Annotated in this window: 18 protein-coding genes; 4 read left to right on the forward strand and 14 right to left on the reverse strand. The window is 73.0% G+C overall.

Features of this window, described 5'->3' with window-relative positions:
• Positions 1-57 precede the first annotated feature (57 nt).
• The 3 genes from ACWEVS_RS40295 to ACWEVS_RS40305 all read right to left on the reverse strand — a co-directional run bounded on the left by ACWEVS_RS40295 (position 58) and on the right by ACWEVS_RS40305 (position 4079).
• Positions 58-2580 carry an FtsX-like permease family protein gene (locus ACWEVS_RS40295; RefSeq protein ID WP_452556066.1) on the reverse strand — a complete coding sequence of 841 codons (2523 nt, stop codon included), beginning with the start codon at positions 2578-2580 and terminating at the stop codon, positions 58-60.
• Positions 2574-3332 (reverse strand): ABC transporter ATP-binding protein, encoded by a 759-nt coding sequence (locus tag ACWEVS_RS40300; RefSeq protein WP_449918906.1) that lies wholly within the window; start codon positions 3330-3332, stop codon positions 2574-2576. The genes ACWEVS_RS40295 and ACWEVS_RS40300 overlap by 7 nt, the downstream gene beginning before the upstream one ends.
• 192 nt (positions 3333-3524) lie before the next feature.
• Positions 3525-4079, reverse strand: a complete 555-nt coding sequence (locus ACWEVS_RS40305; protein WP_452556068.1) for a TetR/AcrR family transcriptional regulator — start codon at positions 4077-4079, stop codon at positions 3525-3527.
• Positions 4080-4194: 115 nt separating this feature from the next.
• Between ACWEVS_RS40305 and ACWEVS_RS40310 the strand changes: the two genes are divergently transcribed.
• On the forward strand, positions 4195-4854 hold the full coding sequence (locus ACWEVS_RS40310; RefSeq protein WP_449918910.1) for a class I SAM-dependent methyltransferase: 660 nt from the start codon (positions 4195-4197) through the stop codon (positions 4852-4854).
• A 25-nt stretch (positions 4855-4879) separates the two neighbouring features.
• Here ACWEVS_RS40310 and ACWEVS_RS40315 read toward each other — a convergent pair whose 3' ends face one another.
• From ACWEVS_RS40315 to ACWEVS_RS40325, 3 genes are read right to left on the reverse strand one after another with little or no spacing between them, the layout of a single operon-like run.
• Positions 4880-5734: a F510_1955 family glycosylhydrolase gene (locus ACWEVS_RS40315; RefSeq protein ID WP_452556071.1), complete on the reverse strand. Its 855-nt coding sequence runs from the start codon at positions 5732-5734 to the stop codon at positions 4880-4882.
• A gap of 60 nt (positions 5735-5794) precedes the next feature.
• Positions 5795-6745: a M56 family metallopeptidase gene (locus ACWEVS_RS40320; RefSeq protein ID WP_452556073.1), complete on the reverse strand. Its 951-nt coding sequence runs from the start codon at positions 6743-6745 to the stop codon at positions 5795-5797.
• Complete coding sequence (locus ACWEVS_RS40325; RefSeq protein WP_449918917.1) at positions 6742-7113, reverse strand: BlaI/MecI/CopY family transcriptional regulator; 372 nt, start codon at positions 7111-7113, stop codon at positions 6742-6744. Before ACWEVS_RS40325 ends, ACWEVS_RS40320 begins: the two co-directional genes overlap by 4 nt.
• 524 nt (positions 7114-7637) lie before the next feature.
• On the opposite strand from ACWEVS_RS40325, the gene ACWEVS_RS40330 reads away from it, so the two are divergent.
• Both ACWEVS_RS40330 and ACWEVS_RS40335 read left to right on the forward strand, forming a co-directional pair.
• Positions 7638-8288 (forward strand): CHAP domain-containing protein, encoded by a 651-nt coding sequence (locus ACWEVS_RS40330; protein ID WP_452556075.1) that lies wholly within the window; start codon positions 7638-7640, stop codon positions 8286-8288.
• 208 nt (positions 8289-8496) lie between these two features.
• On the forward strand, positions 8497-8835 hold the full coding sequence (locus ACWEVS_RS40335; RefSeq protein WP_452556077.1) for a histidine phosphatase family protein: 339 nt from the start codon (positions 8497-8499) through the stop codon (positions 8833-8835).
• Positions 8836-8982: 147 nt separating this feature from the next.
• Here the strand turns inward: ACWEVS_RS40335 and ACWEVS_RS40340 are convergent, their stop codons facing one another.
• The 5 genes from ACWEVS_RS40340 to ACWEVS_RS40360 form a co-directional block, all read right to left on the reverse strand.
• Positions 8983-9600 (reverse strand): hemerythrin domain-containing protein, encoded by a 618-nt coding sequence (locus ACWEVS_RS40340; protein WP_354908156.1) that lies wholly within the window; start codon positions 9598-9600, stop codon positions 8983-8985.
• A gap of 194 nt (positions 9601-9794) precedes the next feature.
• A complete protein-coding gene (locus ACWEVS_RS40345) occupies positions 9795-11402 on the reverse strand; it encodes a protein kinase domain-containing protein (RefSeq protein WP_452556079.1) in 1608 nt (535 codons plus the stop codon).
• 103 nt (positions 11403-11505) lie between these two features.
• Positions 11506-12120 (reverse strand): hypothetical protein, encoded by a 615-nt coding sequence (locus ACWEVS_RS40350; RefSeq protein WP_452556081.1) that lies wholly within the window; start codon positions 12118-12120, stop codon positions 11506-11508.
• Positions 12117-13505: a selenium-binding protein SBP56-related protein gene (locus ACWEVS_RS40355; RefSeq protein ID WP_452556083.1), complete on the reverse strand. Its 1389-nt coding sequence runs from the start codon at positions 13503-13505 to the stop codon at positions 12117-12119. Before ACWEVS_RS40355 ends, ACWEVS_RS40350 begins: the two co-directional genes overlap by 4 nt.
• A 157-nt stretch (positions 13506-13662) precedes the next feature.
• Positions 13663-14262 (reverse strand): dihydrofolate reductase family protein, encoded by a 600-nt coding sequence (locus ACWEVS_RS40360; RefSeq protein ID WP_354908161.1) that lies wholly within the window; start codon positions 14260-14262, stop codon positions 13663-13665.
• A gap of 171 nt (positions 14263-14433) precedes the next feature.
• Here ACWEVS_RS40360 and ACWEVS_RS40365 point away from each other — a divergent pair, with 171 nt between their 5' ends.
• A complete protein-coding gene (locus tag ACWEVS_RS40365) occupies positions 14434-14859 on the forward strand; it encodes a VOC family protein (protein WP_449918931.1) in 426 nt (141 codons plus the stop codon).
• Between the two features lie 23 nt (positions 14860-14882).
• On the opposite strand, the gene ACWEVS_RS40370 is transcribed toward ACWEVS_RS40365, so the two are convergent.
• The 3 genes from ACWEVS_RS40370 to ACWEVS_RS40380 form a co-directional block, all read right to left on the reverse strand.
• Complete coding sequence (locus ACWEVS_RS40370) at positions 14883-15731, reverse strand: hypothetical protein (protein ID WP_452556085.1); 849 nt, start codon at positions 15729-15731, stop codon at positions 14883-14885.
• A gap of 80 nt (positions 15732-15811) precedes the next feature.
• Complete coding sequence (locus ACWEVS_RS40375) at positions 15812-16435, reverse strand: NAD(P)-dependent oxidoreductase (RefSeq protein WP_449918936.1); 624 nt, start codon at positions 16433-16435, stop codon at positions 15812-15814.
• Positions 16432-17211, reverse strand: a complete 780-nt coding sequence (locus ACWEVS_RS40380) for an SGNH/GDSL hydrolase family protein (protein ID WP_452556087.1) — start codon at positions 17209-17211, stop codon at positions 16432-16434. Before ACWEVS_RS40380 ends, ACWEVS_RS40375 begins: the two co-directional genes overlap by 4 nt.
• Between the last annotated feature and the right edge of the window lie 2 nt (positions 17212-17213).

The raw sequence follows: 17213 nt of genomic DNA on the forward strand, positions 1-17213 counted from the left end.
CGCGCGGCAGCGCGTCGCGGCCCGCTTCCACTCCCGGTGGAGCCCGCAGGACGGCGGTCAGCCGCGGATCTGCTCCGCCGGCCTGCCGAGCAGCACCGTCCGGGCGGGCACGAGGCTCGCCGCGAAGGCCAGCCCCAGCGTCGCCGCCGCCATCGCCGCGTAGGCCAGCGGCGGCACGTACGGCCAGGGCGAGCCCGTCACGCCGTAGCTGAGCGCCATCAGCGTCGGGGCGGCGACCGCCGTACCGACCGTCACCGCGATGCCGCCGACCAGCAGCGCCTCCCAGCGGACCATGCTGAGCACCTGCCGCCGGGTGCCGCCGACCAGGCGAAGCAGCGCGAACTCCCGCACCCGCGATCCGGTGGCCATCACCAGCGTGTTGACCACCGAGATCGCGATGAACACGATGATCATCCCGAGGACCAGGAGGTTGGCCATGTCGCTCAGCTCCTGCGCCGCGTCCCGCGCGGTGGCGACCTCCGCCCTGTCGAGGACCGTCAGGCCAGGTGCCAGTCCGGTGAGCCGGTCCTTCTCTCCGCCCACGACGTACAGCCGGCCGGTCATGCCCGACGCCGAGTGGTCACGCACCACGCTGTACGGCAGGGCCACGTCGCCGAAGCCCAGGCCCCGCTCGTAGACGGCCACCACCGTCCGCGTGACCGGCGTGCCGTCCCCGAGGCGCAGCCGTACCTTCTCGCCGACCGACGCGCCCAGGGTGCCGGCGCTGAGCGTGCTCAGCGCGACCCCGCCGTCGTCCAGCCGGTCCAGCGAGCCGGCTCGCACGCCCAGGTCGATCCCGTGCGCCGGCACGGTCAGCCCGATGGCGCCGTACGAGGTCAGCATGGGGTCACCCAGCTGCTCGTGGTGGGCGATCACCTGCGTCTCGATCACCTCCGTCACGCCCTTCACCCCCGGCAGCGCACGCGCCGCGCGCGCCGCCTGCGCGGGCAGCCCCGGTCCCGCCGACTCCAGCACGTAGTCCGCGCGGTTGCCCTCCGCGGCCTGCCGGGTGGCGGCGTGGCCGAGCGTCGACTGGGTGAAGAGGATGGTCGCGGCGAACGCCATCAGCAGGATGAGCGGGCTCACGACGGACGCCAGCCGCTTGGCCCCGACCCGGGTGTTCGCCACGGCCAGGTAGCCGCCCACCCGGGAGGCCCGGCCGAGCGCGCCGCCGACGAGCCCGGCGGCCAGCCGGACGAGCCACGGCCCCAGCAGCGCGGCGGCGGTGACGAGGAACAGCACGATCCCGCCCGCGCTCGCGGCCGCCGTCTCGCCGGTCATGGACATCGCCAGACCGGTGACGCCCGACCCCAGGGCGAGGAAGGCCAGACCGCTGATCATCCGGCCGCGGCCCAGCGCGTGGTGTTCCACCGCGGCCTCGCCCAGCGCCTCGGTGGGGCGGATCCGCGTCGCCCGCCGGACGGCGGCGCGGGCCGCCAGCCACGCGGTGGCCAGCCCGGCCACGACGGCGGCCAGCATCGGCAGCGGGCCGACGGCGAGCGTGAACGTGTCCGGCAGCAGCCCCACCGAGACGAATCGGCCGAACATCCAGTCGCCCACGGCGACCCCCAGCGGGAGGCCGAGCGCCGCCGCCACCGTCCCGACCAGCAGGGCCTCACGGCCGAGCATCATGCGGACCTGCCGGGGCGTCGCCCCGATCGCCCGCAGCAGCGCGATCTCCCGCTGGCGCTGCCGTACGGTCAGCGCGAACGTCCCGGACACCACGAAGACCGCCACCATGACGGCGATCCCGGCGAGGCTGCCGCTGAGCCCGACGAGCATCTCCCTGCCCGTCAGGGCCCGGATGTCGTCGGCGAGCCCCCTTTCGGCGCCCGCGTGGGCGACCACGCCGGCGCCGCCCAGCGCGGCGTCGATCCGCTCCTTCAGCTGCTCGGGGTCGCCCTGCCCGGTCACGCCGAAGGCCGACACCCGGCCGGGGCGGCCGAACAGCTCGGCGGCCCGCTCGGCGGTGAAGAACACCGACGACTGCCGGGCCAGCCCCGGACCGGCGATCCCGGCCACCGTGTACTCCCTGACGCCGTCCCTGCCCAGGACGCGTGCGGTCCCGCCGACCTCCAGCCGTGCCCGCCCGGCCAGCGCGGCGTCCAGGACGATCTCGCCGGGCGCGGCGGGCGCCCGGCCCGCGCGCAGGGTGTACGGCGCGAGCACCGCGGACTCCCAGGCGTGCCCGAGGGTGCGCCCTCCGGCGCCCCCGACCAGCCGGCCGTCGCGGCCCACCAGCCCCACCGGGAAGGTGAGCTCGGGTACGACCCGCGTCACGCCCTCCACCTTACGGATCTTCCCGGCCAGCGCGGCCGGGACCGCCACGGGCTCCGGCAGCGGTTCGCTCATCTCGGCCGAGGTGTCCCCGCCGGCCTTGATGCCGACGGAGACCCACTGGTCGCCGGCCACCACGACCGGGGCCGCGGCGTACCGTTCCGGGGGCGTGTTCGCGCGCAGGCCGGTCTCCATGAGCAGCCCGCACGAGGTGATCACGGCCGTGGCGAACAGCAGCGCGAGGAACGAACCGGCGAGCGAGGACATCCGGCCGCGCAGCGTGGCGAAGGCGAGTCTCAGCATCGCGCGGCCTCCGCCGGCCTGCCGTACCCGCCGAGGCCGGCCAGGCGCCGCCCGATCGCGTCCGCGGAGGCGGACCACACCTCGTCCACCAGCGTGCCCCCGGCCAGGAACAGCACCCGGTCGGCGTAGGCCGCGGCCACCGGGTCGTGGGTCACCATCACCACGGTCTGGCCCGTCGCGTCCACGACCTGGCGCAGCAGGCCGAGCACCTCGGCGGCGGTGCGGGTGTCGAGCGCGCCGGTCGGCTCGTCGGCGAAGACCACCTCGGGCCTGGTCACCAGCGCCCGTGCGAGCGCGACCCGCTGCTGCTGTCCGCCGGACAGCTGCGACGGCCGGTGTCCCGTACGGTCCCCGAGACCCACCCGCGCGATCACCTCGGCCAGCCAGGCGCGGTCCGGCCTGGCGCCCGCCAGCCGGAGCGGCAGGGTGACGTTCTCCGTCACGCTGAGCGCCGGGATCAGGTTGAAGGCCTGGAAGACGAAGCCCGCCTTCTGCCTGCGCAGCTCGGTCAGCTGGGTCTCGTTCATCCCCGACAGCTCCACCTCGCCGAGGTGGACCGTTCCCGACGTGGGCGTGTCGAGGCCCGCCGCGCAGTGCAGGAAGGTGCTCTTGCCCGAGCCGGAGGGCCCCATCACGGCGGTGAACCCGCCGCGCGGCAGGTCGACCGTGACCCCGCGCAGCGCGTGCACCGCCTGTGTCCCGTGCCCGTACGTCTTCGTCACCGTGTTCAGGCGCACCGCGTGCGTCGTCACTCCGGCCCCCGTTCTGATCTGTGTGCCTCTTTGACCGCCACCTAACGTAGTGATCCGGTCATTTCGGACACCAGCTGGTGGTCTACCGTCTCGGAGGTAGTGCTGGCCCTACCAGGGGCGAGGCGCGGGCCTCCCGCGCGCCGCGTCCCGCCGGTCGGCCGCGGGGTGGTCGCCGGCGGGGCTTCGCCGAGGTCAGAGCCGGTCGAGCGCCGCCCGGACGCCTGGAACGGTCGCCGCGCGGAAGGCGGCGTCCAGCTCGGCGGGCGTGGCGGAGATCTCGCCGTCCACCCACGCCCGCACCAGCCCCAGGAACGCGCCGACGACGCAGATCACCATCAGGTCGAGGGAGGGCGCCGGCCCGCCCGCCCTGGCGACGAGCTCGTCCCTGACGACGGCGGCCAGCAGGCGCTCCCCGTGCGCCTCCGCCGGGCCGCCGCTGCGCCGTCCCAGCAGCGCCCGCACCAGTGAGCGCTGCTCCCGCACGTGCTCGAACATCGGCAGGCTGAACGCGAACAGCTCCCCGTCGCGGACGGCGTGGTCAGGGTGCAGGAAGCCGAGCTCCTCGATGTTGCTGACCAGCACGTCCTGCTTGTCGGCGAAATGCGAGTAGAAGGTCGACCTGCCGACGTCGGCACGGTCGATGATGTCGGTGACCGTCACGGCGCTGTAGCCCTTCTCCAGGATGAGCGCCACGAGCGCGTCCTGGACGGCCCGCCGCGTGCGCCGTACGCGCCGGTCTCCGGACACTTTCCCGTTCCTGTTCAGGACCGCACACCTCGCCCGATCTGGTCGTTGACCCTCTCACCATAGTGAACGCATGATTTGTTAACGAACAGAGTGTTCAGTATCAAGGGGGTAAGCCATGGGGCTGGGGAAGCTGCTGCACAACCACGCCGAGCACGCCGACGCGGGCGGCACCATCGACCATCCGCGCGCCTACGAGCTGTTCGCGACGATCGGTTTCGCCGGGGGCCGCAGGGCCGCGTTCACCCGCGTCGCGGCCCTGGCCAGGCCGAGGGCGGGCGACCGGGTCCTCGACGTCGGCTGCGGCACCGGCTACCTGAGCCGGGTCATCTCCCCGGTCGTCACCCCTGCCGGACAGGTCACCGGCATCGACCTCGCACCCGAGATGATCGACTACGCCCGCGGCCGCGCACCGGGCAACTGCGCCTACGTGGTGGGAGCCGCCCAGGACCTGCCGTTCCCCGACGGCTCCTTCGACACGGTGGTCTCCAGCCTGGCCGTCCACCACATCCCGGCCGACGACCGCCCCGCGGCGCTGCGCCAGATGTTCCGCGTGCTGAGGCCGGGAGGACGGCTGGTCATCGCCGAGTTCCGGCCGCCCGCCAACCACCTCGCCAGGCGGGTCGTGGGCATGCTGTCCGGGCCCGCCATGCGGCACGATCCCCGCGACCTGCTCGGCAGGCTCGTTCCCGACGCGGGCTTCGACGTGGAGTCGGAGGGCGCGCTGCCGTCCCTGCTGTACTACGTGCGCGCCCACCGGCCGGCGAGTTCCGTGTAGGGCTCGTCCCCGGGACTCCTCCTGGTCAGCCGGTCGGGGGCCGGAAGATCGGGGAGAAGGTCAGGCCGCCGTCCTTCGACTCCAGGACGGTGTTGTCCTCGGTGGCGGCCAGCAGCCGCCGCGCGTCGACGGCCGTGAACGCGCTGACGGCGCCCGGCAGCGCGCCGCCGGCCGTCCATGTCCTGCCGCCGTCACGGCTGGTGTGGACGCGGCCGTCGGTGCCCGGCCCGACGAGGGTGTTCGCGGCGGGGGCGGCGATGTGGCTGAGCAGCGGCGCGTTCGCCACCTTCGCGAAGGCCGCGCCGTCGTTCTCGCTGACCTTCAGCCCCTCGGGCGTGGTCGCGTAGACCTTGCCGCGGTCCACGGCGAGGTCGATCAGGGGTTCCTCGGCTCCGGGCGTCCAGCTCTGGCCGCCGTCGGCGCTGCGGCGCAGCTGCCCGGACTGGGAGTCGAAGCCGTACAGGGTGTCGCCGGACTGCTCCAGCGCGTGGAAGTCCGCGGTGCCCTCCTCCGAGACCGTCACCCAGGTCCGGCCGCCGTCGGTGGTGCGGATGAGACCGAGGTGCGGCGAGGCGGCGGCCGCCTCCTCACCCGGGTGGCCGCTGGCCAGGAACGTCTTCGGTCCCACGACCGTGAACCCCATGTGGTCCTGGACGCGGCCGGCGACCCGCTCGACACTCCGGCCGTCCTTGACGCGGAACAGCCCGTAGTGGCCGGCGACGTAGACGGCGCCGTCGGCCGGATCGACGCCCAGGCCGTGGATGTGGCCGACACCCGGGTCCCTGCCCGGTGCCTGGCTGCCGGTGCCGCAGGCGGCGGTGGCCGCGACCAGCGCCGCGGCTACCGCCGCGGCGCGGATCCGGAGACGCGTTCCATGCATATGACGACCTCGCTGATGTCCCAGACGTACGGCCGCAGCCTACTACGCGTCATCGTAGGTCTAGCAGCCGAGAAGGATTTCGTGGCAGTGATGCGTGAGGAAGTCGCCGAACCCGGGAGCGAGAGCGACCGCCGCGGGCCCGGTGAGCAGCAGCGCCACCGCGAGCAGGCCGCCCAGCCGTTCCCTGGCCGTGAGCGGCGCCTGGTGGGTGAGCATGCGGCGCACGCGCGTCACCGCGGTGTCGCCTCCCGCGCCCAGCGCGAAGTCGGGCGCGCGCCCGGTGGCCAGCTGCACCAGCGCGGTGGCGATGAGAATGCGCGGATGGCGGCGGGCGGCCACGTCGTCGGCGAGCAGTTCCAGCAGCCTGGCCACCTCGCTCCTGGTGCGCTCGAACAAGGGAATGCGCGGGAAGGACCTGGCCAGCGCCTCCGCCCCCGCGAGCAGCAGGTGATGACGCCCGTGCAGGTGCGCCCGCTCGTGTGCCAGCACGGCCTCGGCCTGCCCCGGCGTGAGCGCCCGCAGGGCGGCCGTGGTGATGACGGCCTCGCCCGGCCTGCCGGGAAGGCAGTAGGCGAGCCGCTCGTCGTAGTCCAGCACGATGGCGCCGCGCCAGCGGTCGCGCTCGCCGAGCAGGCGCAGCATCGCCGCGTGGTGCTGCCGCTCGGTCCGTACGCGGACCTGGACGGCGGTGGCGCAGCAGGTGATCCGTACGGCGAGGGCGCCCGCGACGAGGAGCGCGATGCCGGTGGTCGTCGACGTCAGGCCCGGCTGCTGCCCGAACAGGGCGACGCAGAGGTCGAAGACCGCGGCGAAACTCTGGCCCACCATGGAGGCGGGGACCGCCAGCGCGAACGCGGCCAGCAGGACGGAGGCGACCACGGACGTGGTGGCGGCCAGCCACAGCGCGATCGCCAGACTGGGGGCGCGGTCGGCCCAGCGCGCGCGCCCCACCACCCGCGGCAGCAGGATGGCGGCGACGATCGCGTACACCGCCAGGACGGCCGTTGTCATTGCCGGTCCCTCGGCTGGAAGATCTGCAGCGCCGCCTCGAAGGCGTCGGCCTCCTCCGGCGTCAGCCGCTGCAGGAAGTACACCAGCGTGGCCGCCTGGTTGCCGCTCCGCGCCAGCGACTCACGCATGCGGTCTGCGGTGTAGGCCTCCTTGGAGGAGGTCGCCGCGTAGATGTAGGCCTTGCCGACGGGCTCCCGCGAGAGGAGCCCTTTGGTATGGAGTTTGTCCATCACGGTCATGACCGTCGTGTAGGCGATCTCCCGCTCCTGGCGCAGGTCCTCCAGCACCTGTCTGACCGACGCGGGCTTGCGGTAGGACCACATGCGCTCCATGATCGTGGACTCCAGGTCGCCCAGGCCGCGCATCATGCGTACCCCCTCCCACCTGCGGGTTTCCTCCGATTATGCCCGGTTGTCGCGGGGTGGCCCGGGGCAGGGTGGGCGGTGAGGCGGGTCCCCGGCGGCGACGGCGCGCTCGTGCCGTACCGGGTCCTGGAAACAGCCGGAAAGGCCGTTGCCCGGCCAGGCGGGACGGCCGTCGCCAAGGTAAAGAATTTCCTCGCGAACGCCTGTCGCGCAGGCGATTCCGTGAGGCGTTCGCGGCCCGGCCTTGCATCGCTCTATACGGTTCGCTTACGTTGGGGCGACGCCAGGCGGCAGGTTGCCGCCTGCATACCGATGAATTCGTGACCACCGGTCGGAGCCTCAGGCCCGACGTGGCGCGGCCGCCGAGTCCGCACTCTCGCGGAGCCGGGAACCCACATCTCTCCAGGGTGGCGCGTGCACCGACACAGCGCCGTAGGGCACTTCCATGCCCGAACCCGTCCCGGTGGGCGGCATGAAACAAGGAGTCAAACCCCAGTATGTCGAGGCCTGCCCTCTCTCACTTCCGTATGCCCGCGAACCTGTCCCGCATCGGTCTGGGCCTGACAGTCGCGGCAAGCGCGATCGCGGGCGCCGGTCCCGCCCTCGCCGGCCACACGAACGACGTGCGCCCCCAGGTCTCCCGTCCCGTCGCCGTCCCGGCGCCGGCGGCCGAGAAGCGGAACCCGGCGACGGCCGCGGCGGTGCTGAAGGTGGCCGAGTCACAGCTCGGCGTGAAGGAGAACGCCTCCGGCGGCGGCACCCCCTTCCACCGCTGGTACATGTCGTCCCGGCGGGCGAGCGAGACCCTGAAGCGCGACGGGGGCAGCCTGCGCGCCTACACCAACGCGCCGTGGTGCGCCATGTTCGTGGCCTGGGTCGGCGAGAAGGCCGGCGCCAGGCCCACGGTCGGCTGGGACGCCTACACCGTCACCTGGGCCCAGTGGTTCAAGAACAACCGGCGTTGGGGAACCGCCGCCAAGCCGGGCGCCGTCGTGTACTTCTCGTGGAGCGGCAGCAAGAGCGTCAGCGGCATCGACCACATGGGCCTGGTCAAGAAGGACAACGGGGACGGCACCATCACCACGATCGAAGGCAACACCGGCAACGGCAGGGTGGAGCAGCGGATCAGGGCCGCCTCGCAGGTCGTCGGCTACGGCTACCCCGTCTACCAGGCCTGAGAGCCGGCGGATCTACGAGCCCGTATCGTCGGACAGGACATCGCGGGTCGATGGCTCGGTGGCGGCCGCCGGCGGTCCGCGCCGAGCGGGAACAGGGGGATGCCCAGCATCCACGGGGAAGATGCCGGGCATGCTCGAGTCGGGGCTCCCGCGCCTGTCGCACCCGATCGGTCCTTCTCAACTAACTGTCATAGTAGGTTGTCAGGCTGTGCCTTGGCAAGCGGCCCGTCCCATGGCGCTCGTCGCCCCCTTGCGGGCGCGGCACGTCGACGTGCCCTTTCCTGGTGGGCAGAGCTACCGCGGCGTGCTCGCCGCGACAGCCGACTTCCTGGACGACCTGCTCGCCCGCCGGGACGGGGGCCGGGTCCTCGTGATCGCGCACTCCGCCAACCGCTGGGCGCTGGAGTGCCTGCTGGGCGGCGCCGACCTGACGGCGCTCGTCGAGGCGGCGCCTCGCTGGCAACCCGGGTGGGAGTTCATCCTCCCTTCCGACTGGCGCGGGCGCCCGTCACCTTCGAGCCGAACGAGACCCGCCGGCGGGGGCTGATCGTCATCCGCGTGGGTCGGCAGCCCGCCGCTCAGCGCCGGACCAGGGCGCGCGTGGCCACGTCGCGCATGTGTCACTGTCAGGAGCGACCCCCCGCTGGACGGCAGGGGTCACGAGCGACCCCTGCCGGACGGTTTTCCCGGCCCGTCAGGCCTTCCCGCTCTTCTGCAGCGCTTTGGTGAGCTCTTCCTTGGTCATGGACGAGCGGCCCGGAATCTTGGCCTCCTGGGCCCGGTGGTACAGCTCCTCCTTGCTCATCCCCGTGGATCCTCCTCCGCCGGCCCGGGTCCGCTTGCCCGACTTCCTGCCGTTCCCCACGGGTAGACCGTGCTGGATCTCCTGTGCCTTGCGCTCGCTGAAGGCCCGGCCGAGCTCCTCCAGCCGCCGGCGGGGAACCGCCTTCCTGAGCGCCGGCAGGATCTCGCTCTCCTCCTCCTGGACGTGGTGGTTGACCGCCTGGACGAGCTGGTCCAGGAGCGTGTCGAACTTCGGCGTGTCCGGGTCGACGTCCAGGAGGCTGAGCAGCATCCGCTCGGCCTCGTGGTGTTCCTCCGCGCCTTCGCGCACCTGGTCCTTCTCGCTGGGAACGGTCTTGGCGATCTCCGGGTAGATCAGTTCCTCCTCGCCCCTGGAGTGGGCGACGAACTTGGCGGCCAGTTCGGCCAGCAGCGCGGGGCGGTCCTCGGTGTCCTTCTTGAGCCGGTCGAAAAGCCGCTCCACGTCGCGGTGGTCCGCGGTGATCATGCTGATGGCGTCCGATGTCATGGCTACTCCCTTCCTGGCGCTCCCCGGTACCCGAACGCGAGGGCCGTACGCCAAGTTGGAGGACAACGGAACAGCTGTTGGTGTTACCTGGACGCGGGCCCGCCGCTCGTCACCGCCGTCTCCAGCCGAGGGGACGTTCGCGGGAAGGGGACGGAACGACGCGGGACGAGCGGTGTCGCGGCCGGTCGGGGCGGTCATGACAGCCGGCAGGTCACCTCCTGCGACCACGTGTTGGGCGGCTGCTCGGCGACCGCGTCGCGGCCCTGGTACTTCCACTGGCACACCGTGGTCGCGCTGATGCGCGCCCCGGCGCCGCCGAAGCACCACAGGTTGTCCCAGGTGCCGCCGGCCATGCTCTGGCCCTGCGCCGCGCAGTACGCGCTGGCGTCGTTGAAGGTGATCGAGCCTTGGGCGGGCGCGGGCGGGTCGCTGTGCGGTGGCGGGGGCGGGTCGTCGTCGCGCGGCGGCGTGGTCCCGATCGGCGCGGTCACGGGCTTGCGGGTCGGCTTCGTGGTGCGTGTGGTGGTGGGCGCGTCGGAGGTCGTGGTGGTCTTGCGGGTCTGCCGGGGCGCCTCCTGCGGGGCGGCGCTCGCACGGGGCACCGCCTTGGCCGCCTGCGACCGCTTGGTCGCCTTCGGAGTGGGCGTGTCATCCAGGGTCGGCGTCTCGGGCGCGCTGGGAGAAGGCTCGACGGGCACCACGGAAGACGACGGCAGCGCCACGGCCGGTACGGTCGCCGCCTGGCTCGCCTGCCCGGCGTGGTTGCCGGAGGCGCTGGGCGCCAGGGCGAAGTAGGCGGCGGCCGCGGCGACGAGCACGCCCGCGCCCGCCGTACCGAGGACCAGGCCGCGCCGCGCCTTCCGAGCGGGTACGGCAGGACCGCCCGCGACGGCGGTACCGGGAGCGGTCGGGGCGCCGGAGCCGACGCCGGGCACGTCGGGAACGGCGAAGCCGCCCGAGCGGGCGCCGCGGGCGGCATGCCAGGCGGGGGCGGGCAGCGCGCGCAGGCGTTCGATCACCTGGACGATGGTGGGCCGCCGGGCCGGGTCCTTGTCCAGGCACTCGCGCAGCAGTTCCCGCAGCGCGCCCTCCAGCCCGCCGAGGTCCGGCTCGCCCTGCAGGATGCCGTGCAGGATCCCGGGGATCGAGTCGCCGGCGAAGGCACGCTCCCCGGTGGCCGCGTAGACCATGGTCGCGCCCCAGGCGAACACGTCGGCCGCGGGCCCGACGTCGCCGCCGGCGATCTGCTCGGGCGCCATGTAGGCGGGGCTGCCGATGGGCCGGCTGCTGATGACCGACTGGCTGAGGTCCAGCGCCCGCGCGATGCCGAAGTCGATGACGACCGGCCCGTCGGGCCCGAGCAGCACGTTGCCGGGCTTGAAGTCGCGGTGCACCACCCCGGCCTCGTGGATGGCCGCCAGGGCGGTCGCCGTGTTGACCGCCAGCCGTTGCAGGGCGGCCGCTCCGCGCGGCCCGTTGTCCCGCACGGCGTTCTGCAGCGACGGCCCGTCGACGTACTCGCTGACGATGTACGGCCGGTCGCCGACGAACCCGAGGTCGAGCACCTGGGCCGTGCAGAAGGGCGCGACCCGCTTGGCCGTCTCCACCTCGCGCAGGAAGAGCTGTCGCTCCCGCGGGTCGGCCATCAGGTGCGGATGCAGGAGCTTGATCGCCGCGAGCCCGCCGTCGCCGTCCCGCCCCATGTAGACGGTGCCCTGCCCGCCCAGCCCGAGCCGCCCTTCCAGGCGGTAGGGCCCGACCACTCGTGGGTCCTCAGCTAAGAGGGCCACCGCTTCGGTCACGAAGTCTCCAGCCAGTGAAGTGGGTCAAGATCGTATCAGAGCGGCGGTGCGGGAGTTAAGGGATGAGTCAGAGCGTTCCGGCCCGCCGCCGACGCGCCCGCGATCAGGCCTGGACCAGGGTGATCACGCCGGCCGCGATGAGCGCGGCCGCCCACATGCGGTCCACGTTGAACCAGGCGCGGCGCAGGATGGTCAGCCCGGCGACCTCGTAGACGATCACGGCCACCACGCCCGCGACCACGAACATGGCCAGCGTGTGGGCCAGCGCGATGGCCATGCTGCCGCCCATGGCGTGCCCGGCGTGCCCGGCGTGCCCCGCGTGGGCGGCGTTCACCCCGGCGAACAGCGGGATGAGCATCAGCCCGGCGCCGTGCGCCGACGACATGAGAAAGGACCAGGCGGCCAGCTGCGGCAGCGACAGCCGCATGCCCACCCAGCGGAAGTGCCGCCTGGACAGCAGCCGCCACAGCCCGAACCCGACCAGCACCGTCCCGCCCACCAGCGCCACCACCCGGCCCGTGGCGAGCGAGCCGGTCACCACGATGACCGCGGCGACCAGCCCGACGGCGGCCAGGTGCCCGGCGGCGATCGCCGGAAGCGAGGCGAGCAGCTTGGCCCTGCTGCGTTCCTGCAGCCCGCGGGCCACGGCGAACAGCCAGCCCATGGCCGGATTCAGCCCGTGCAGGGCCCCGAGCAGCAGGGCGGCCGCGAGCGTCACGGGTAGCAGTAGGAGTCCGAGGAGGCGTCCCCGCCCTGCAGCCTGACCTGGTGCGGGCGCAGGCCGCGGAAGTCGTCGCCGTGCGGGAAGAAGCTCTTGTCGAACGTGAACGACTCGGCGTCGATCTTGGCCATCCAGGCGCCGACGCCCTCGGGGTAGAACTGGTCGTCCCAGGCGCCGTACAGGGAGTTGGTCACGTAGACGCGCCGGGCGTCCCTGCTGACCTCCACCATCTGGGGGCCGCCACGCAGGCGTTCGTCCAGTGCGGGGTGCGGGTCGCCGCGCACGATCCCGCCGATCCGCAGCGAGCCGGTCTCCACCGGGTGCAACGGGTCGCTGACGTCGTACTGCTTGAGCTCGCCCGTGCCCCAGCAGGAGACGTACAGCCGCTGGTCGTCCACGGCCAGGTCGATGTCGGTGACCAGCGGCGGCACCGCCCCGAACGGCTTGAGCAGGTCCGGCAGGTCCGCCGGGTCGGCCGGCTCGGCGGGGATGTCGATCACCTTGCGCACCTGCCAGCGGCCGTCCTCCTGGAACCACGTCCACACCGAGGCCGACAGGTCCTCGACGCTGACGACCACGCCGACGAAGCCGTAGGTCCGTCGCGGGTCGTGGGCCGGGCGCAGTTCGAGGGTCATCTGGTACTGGTCGCCGAGGTCGACCGCCTGGAGGTGGCGGCGCTTGCGCAGGTCCCAGAAGTGCACGTGGTGACCGTACTTCCGGCCGAGCAGCAGCTCGCCGACGACGCCGTTCTCGATCATGGAGGGGGTGCCCCACTCCGAGCTGATCAGTACGTCGTGGTTGATGTGCCACCAGAAGTCGTAGGCGAGGTGCTGCGGGCCCCTGTCGGCCTCCCAGCGGCCGCGTACCTCGAACGTCTGGTGGTCGAGGACGGCGATGCCGCCGGGGCCCTCCTCGCCGTTCGCCCCGCCGAGCGCGGAGACGTAGAGGCCCTCGGGCCCGCAGTGCACGGTGTGCGGCCGGGAGTACCCGGCCCCCGCGGCCAGTTCCTCCGGCTCGATCACCTTGACCACCTCGGGGCTGACGCGGTCCTTGGTGTCCAGGATGTAGATGCGTGAGGAGCGCAGGCCGGGCACGACGAGGTAGCGGCGCTCGACGTGCGGGTGCGGCGCGTTGGGGCACAGCGCGCTGCTGCAGGCGTTCCACCCGAAGTGATGCAGCTCGTCGCCCGTGTACGGCAGGTCCGTCCAGCCGGCCACGCCGCCGTACCCCGGGGAGTCGGGGTCGACGTCGATGACGGCCATCGCGTCGGGTCTGGCCGCCTGACGGTCGAAGGCGGCGACGTAGGCGTACCGCTCGGCCGGCGCGGCCGCGGCGTCGCGCGGCGACGGATAGAAGGTCGGGTCCGGCGTCCAGAGTGTCACCTTCTCATCCTCTCCGTCGCTTTTCTTGGCCGGTCAAGAGGCCGGAGCAACTGGTGGCCGAATGTTGACCCCCCGTGGACGGACGCCGGCGTTGTGCGCCGGCCGTACGTGGAGAGGCGGGGAGCAGGACCGGCCCCGCCTCTCCGTGGTCACGCGCTCAGCCGCGCACCACCCGGTAGGTCACGTGGGTGACCAGGCCGGTGCCCGAGACGTGGACGGGTTCGAGGTCGACGCTCCCTGCGCCCTCGAGCAGGCGCTCGCCGGCGCCGAGGATCACCGGCGCGATGTGCAGGCGCAGCTCGTCGATCAGGCCCGCCGCGAGGTACTGGTTGACCGTGTGGGCGCCACCCGCGATCGCGACGTCGGCGTCGCCCGCGGCCGCGCGCGCCATGGCCAGCGCCGGCTCGATCCCGTCGGTCACGAAGGTGAAGGTCGTGCCACCCTTCATCTCCAGGGGCTCGCGCGGGTGGTTGGTGAGGACGAACACCGGGCCGTGGTACGGCGGCTCGTCACCCCACCAGCCCTTCCAGTCCAGGTCCCAGTCGCCCCGGCCGGGCCCGAACATGTTGCGGCCCATGATGTAGGCGCCCGCCGCCGTGATGGCCTCGATGACCTCGGCGTGCGCCTCGGGCTCCTCGAACATCCACCGGTGCAGGCGCTCCTCGACCCCTTCGCCGAACGGGTTGTCCAGGCTCTGGTTCGGGCCCGCGACGTAACCGTCCACGGACATCGCCATGTCAGAGGTGACCTTGCCCATCTGTGCAACTCCTGTCGTCGGGTGTCTCTCACGCACTCGTCGGAGCCGCCGACGGGTTCTCGACATCCCGCTCGAGGTGATCGCCTGCTGAGCTTCTCGGCACGCCATGCCCACGCCGCGACGGCGGGACGCCTCCACTCCTCCGGGCGCCGCCCGTGGAACAGTGGAGACATGAACGCGGATGACAGGAACGTGCTGTCCCGGGCACGCGTGGCGACCAGGCTTCCGGCCCAGGACCTGGACCGGGCGCGGCGGTTCTATTCCGAGCGGCTCGGTCTGGAGCCCGTCGACGAACGGCCCGGGGGGCTGCTCTACCGGTGTGAAGGCGCGGAGTTCGTCGTGTTCCAGTCGACGGGATCCTCGCCGGGCACCTTCACCCAGATGGCCTGGGAGGTCGACGACATCGAGGCAGCGGTCTCGGAACTCAGACGGCGCGGCGTGGTGTTCGAAGAGGTCGACGTCCCCGGGTTCCGGACAAGGGACGGGATCGCGGAGATCGACGGGAACTATCCGAGCAAGGGCGCGCGCGGCGAACGCGGAGCCTGGTTCCGTGACAGCGAGGGGAACCTGCTGGGCGTCGGCGAACCGGTGCGCTGAACAGCCCGGTCCCGCCGACCGGATTACCGGCCAGGCGGGCGCAGGCGGGCGAGCGTGGCGGTCCCCGCGCCGGCCATGGCCGCGAGCGCGGCCACCAGCAGGACGCCGGAGGCCACCGTCAGGTCGGCCGGGGCCAGCCCGGCGGCCGCCTGCAGCACGGAGACCAGCACCACCCCGCCGTAGCCCGCGGCCACCACCGCCACCAGACGCACCCTGGCCGCCTCGCTCCAGGCGGTCAGGGTGAGCAGCCAGGCCAGCACCTGCAGCACCTGCACCGCGTGAAGCGTCACCGCGTGCGGCACCTTGAGCTGCCCCGCCGCCCCGAAGATCGACAGGTCGGTGGCCTGGGGCGGCAGTCCGATGGCCCGGCCGTTGGCGATGAGCGCCGCCCCCGAGACCAGCGTCAGCGACAGCACCGCCAGTCCGGCCCGCACCGCCAGCCGCATGCTCGGCGGCCCGTCGAAGCGCCGCCAGGCCACCACGATGATCACGATGATCGACGGGATCAGGCCCACGATCGCGAAGGCGGCCAGCGCGGCCGAGACGGTCGCGTCGAAGGGGGTGGTGAAGTTGAGGTGCGAGGGCACGCCGCGCCAGCGCTGGAGATCGATGAGCGCGGTCTCGACGAGGCTGGCCACGGCGAGCGTGCCGACGAGCAGCCGGCTCGCCCTGGGGCTCAGCCCCGACCGTCCGGCGATCCAGACCAGGCTGATCAGCGTCACCCCGAAGGAGAAGCCGAACAGGATGGGCTTGCGCCACGACACCGGGCCGCCCCATCCGCCGCCGTCGACGGCGTACACCAGCAGGTGGAAGGCGCTGCTGGCCAGCAGGAGCGCGGCCACGCCGTAGCCGAAGCGCTGAGGGTTGGACATGGATCCAGCCTCGCCGCGGCCGCCCCCCGGGGCATCCGCCCGGGAGAGGCGGCCGGGGTACGCCCGTCGTGGTAGACGGCTCACGAGGAGATGTCCACGACGCGGCGTACACACGCGGCGTCGTCCAGGTGGTGCAGCAGGAAGTGGGCCAGGTCGGCCCTGGACACGCTCCTGGCCGCGGTCAGCCCGCCGTCGGTCGAGAAGCGGTAGGCGCCGGTGGCGGGCCCGTCGGTCAGCATCGGCGGCCGGACGATCGTCCAGTCGGCGGCGCTGTCCTTCACCAGACGCTCCATCTCGGCCATGTCCGCGTAGGCGTACCGGTACAGCCGCTGGATGACGTGCTTGACGACCAGCCGTTGCGGCAGCGGCAGGTCCGGCGGGATGTCCAGTCCGGCCGACGACAGGCACAGCAGGCGGCGCACGCCGTACTCGCCCATCGCCTCCAGGATGTTGGCGGTGCCTTCGGAGTAGACCGTGGTCGGGCGGCGGCGGTCCCTGGTGCCGAGGCAGGACACGACGGCCTCCTGCCCGTCCAGGCTCGCCCGCCAGGTCTCCGGCCGGAGGACGTCGGCGGCCACCACGGTGTCGTGCCGTACCGAGGCCGGGTCGCGGGCGACGACCGTGACCTCGTGCCCGGCCTCGGTCGCCTGCCGCAGGACCTGCGCGCCGGTGCCGCCGCTCGCCCCGAACAGCAGGATCCTCATGCCAGGCTCGCGACGAACGCGGCGGCCAGCGCTCGCTGGCCTGCCGGCGACAGGTGCAGTCCGTCGTCCTCGTGGTCCGGCTCGGCCAGGCTCACCACCTGCTCGGGCATGGCGGCCAGCACCTCGCCGATCGCCCGCAGGTCCTCGTTGGCCCAGCTCAGACGTGCCCGCTGGAACGGCTGGTAGGCGGTGACGCGAGCCTCGTCCACCGACGTGGGCGCCAGCCAGAGCCATGTGGCGGCCGGGGCCGCCTGGCGGAGCAGGCGCAGGTTGCGTTCGGTCTCGAGGAGGCTGACCTGGGTGTCCTTCGTGCCGCCGACGCGCATGGCGTCGTTGCCGCCCAGCATGCACAGCACCCAGTCGGGCCGCTGGGCGGCCAGCGCGGGCAGGGTGCCCAGCGCCTGCGTGGTGCTCTGGCCGGAGACGGCCAGGTTGACCAGCGTGCTGCCGTGGCCGGGGCGGCGCAGGTCGAGCAGGTGACGCAGGATCTCGAACCAGGACAGCAGGTCGGCGGTGGTGCTCTCGCCGACGGCCACCACCCGCTGGCCGGCGGCGAAGGGCAGCCGGTCGACGGCGGCGGCGAAGTCGTCGTCGGCGAGCAGGTCTTCGGCGAGCCGCCGGGCGTGCGCGGCGTGCTCACGGCGGATCGCGCCGAAGCGCTCGGCCGGCAGCCCGAACAGCGGGCCGAGGCGGTCCTCGTCGAGCGGGCCGAGGTAGCCGAGCACCTTCTCGGGGTGCTGGAAGCGGATGAGCCGTTCGGGCGTGGGGAAGGTCATGT

The sequence above is a fragment of the Nonomuraea sp. NPDC003754 genome (genome assembly GCF_053605785.1).

What these genes read in the sequence shown, in the direction of transcription:
- ACWEVS_RS40295 (WP_452556066.1), bottom strand. Translation starts at nt 2,580, where the DNA reads ATGCTGAGACTCGCCTTCGCCACGCTGCGCGGCCGGATGTCCTCGCTC.
- ACWEVS_RS40310 (WP_449918910.1), top strand. Translation starts at nt 4,195, where the DNA reads ATGGGGCTGGGGAAGCTGCTGCACAACCACGCCGAGCACGCCGACGCG.
- ACWEVS_RS40315 (WP_452556071.1), bottom strand. Translation starts at nt 5,734, where the DNA reads ATGCATGGAACGCGTCTCCGGATCCGCGCCGCGGCGGTAGCCGCGGCG.
- ACWEVS_RS40320 (WP_452556073.1), bottom strand. Translation starts at nt 6,745, where the DNA reads ATGACAACGGCCGTCCTGGCGGTGTACGCGATCGTCGCCGCCATCCTG.
- ACWEVS_RS40325 (WP_449918917.1), bottom strand. Translation starts at nt 7,113, where the DNA reads ATGATGCGCGGCCTGGGCGACCTGGAGTCCACGATCATGGAGCGCATG.
- ACWEVS_RS40330 (WP_452556075.1), top strand. Translation starts at nt 7,638, where the DNA reads ATGCCCGCGAACCTGTCCCGCATCGGTCTGGGCCTGACAGTCGCGGCA.
- ACWEVS_RS40340 (WP_354908156.1), bottom strand. Translation starts at nt 9,600, where the DNA reads ATGACATCGGACGCCATCAGCATGATCACCGCGGACCACCGCGACGTG.
- ACWEVS_RS40360 (WP_354908161.1), bottom strand. Translation starts at nt 14,262, where the DNA reads ATGGGCAAGGTCACCTCTGACATGGCGATGTCCGTGGACGGTTACGTC.
- ACWEVS_RS40365 (WP_449918931.1), top strand. Translation starts at nt 14,434, where the DNA reads ATGAACGCGGATGACAGGAACGTGCTGTCCCGGGCACGCGTGGCGACC.
- ACWEVS_RS40370 (WP_452556085.1), bottom strand. Translation starts at nt 15,731, where the DNA reads ATGTCCAACCCTCAGCGCTTCGGCTACGGCGTGGCCGCGCTCCTGCTG.
- ACWEVS_RS40375 (WP_449918936.1), bottom strand. Translation starts at nt 16,435, where the DNA reads ATGAGGATCCTGCTGTTCGGGGCGAGCGGCGGCACCGGCGCGCAGGTC.
- ACWEVS_RS40380 (WP_452556087.1), bottom strand. Translation starts at nt 17,211, where the DNA reads ATGACCTTCCCCACGCCCGAACGGCTCATCCGCTTCCAGCACCCCGAG.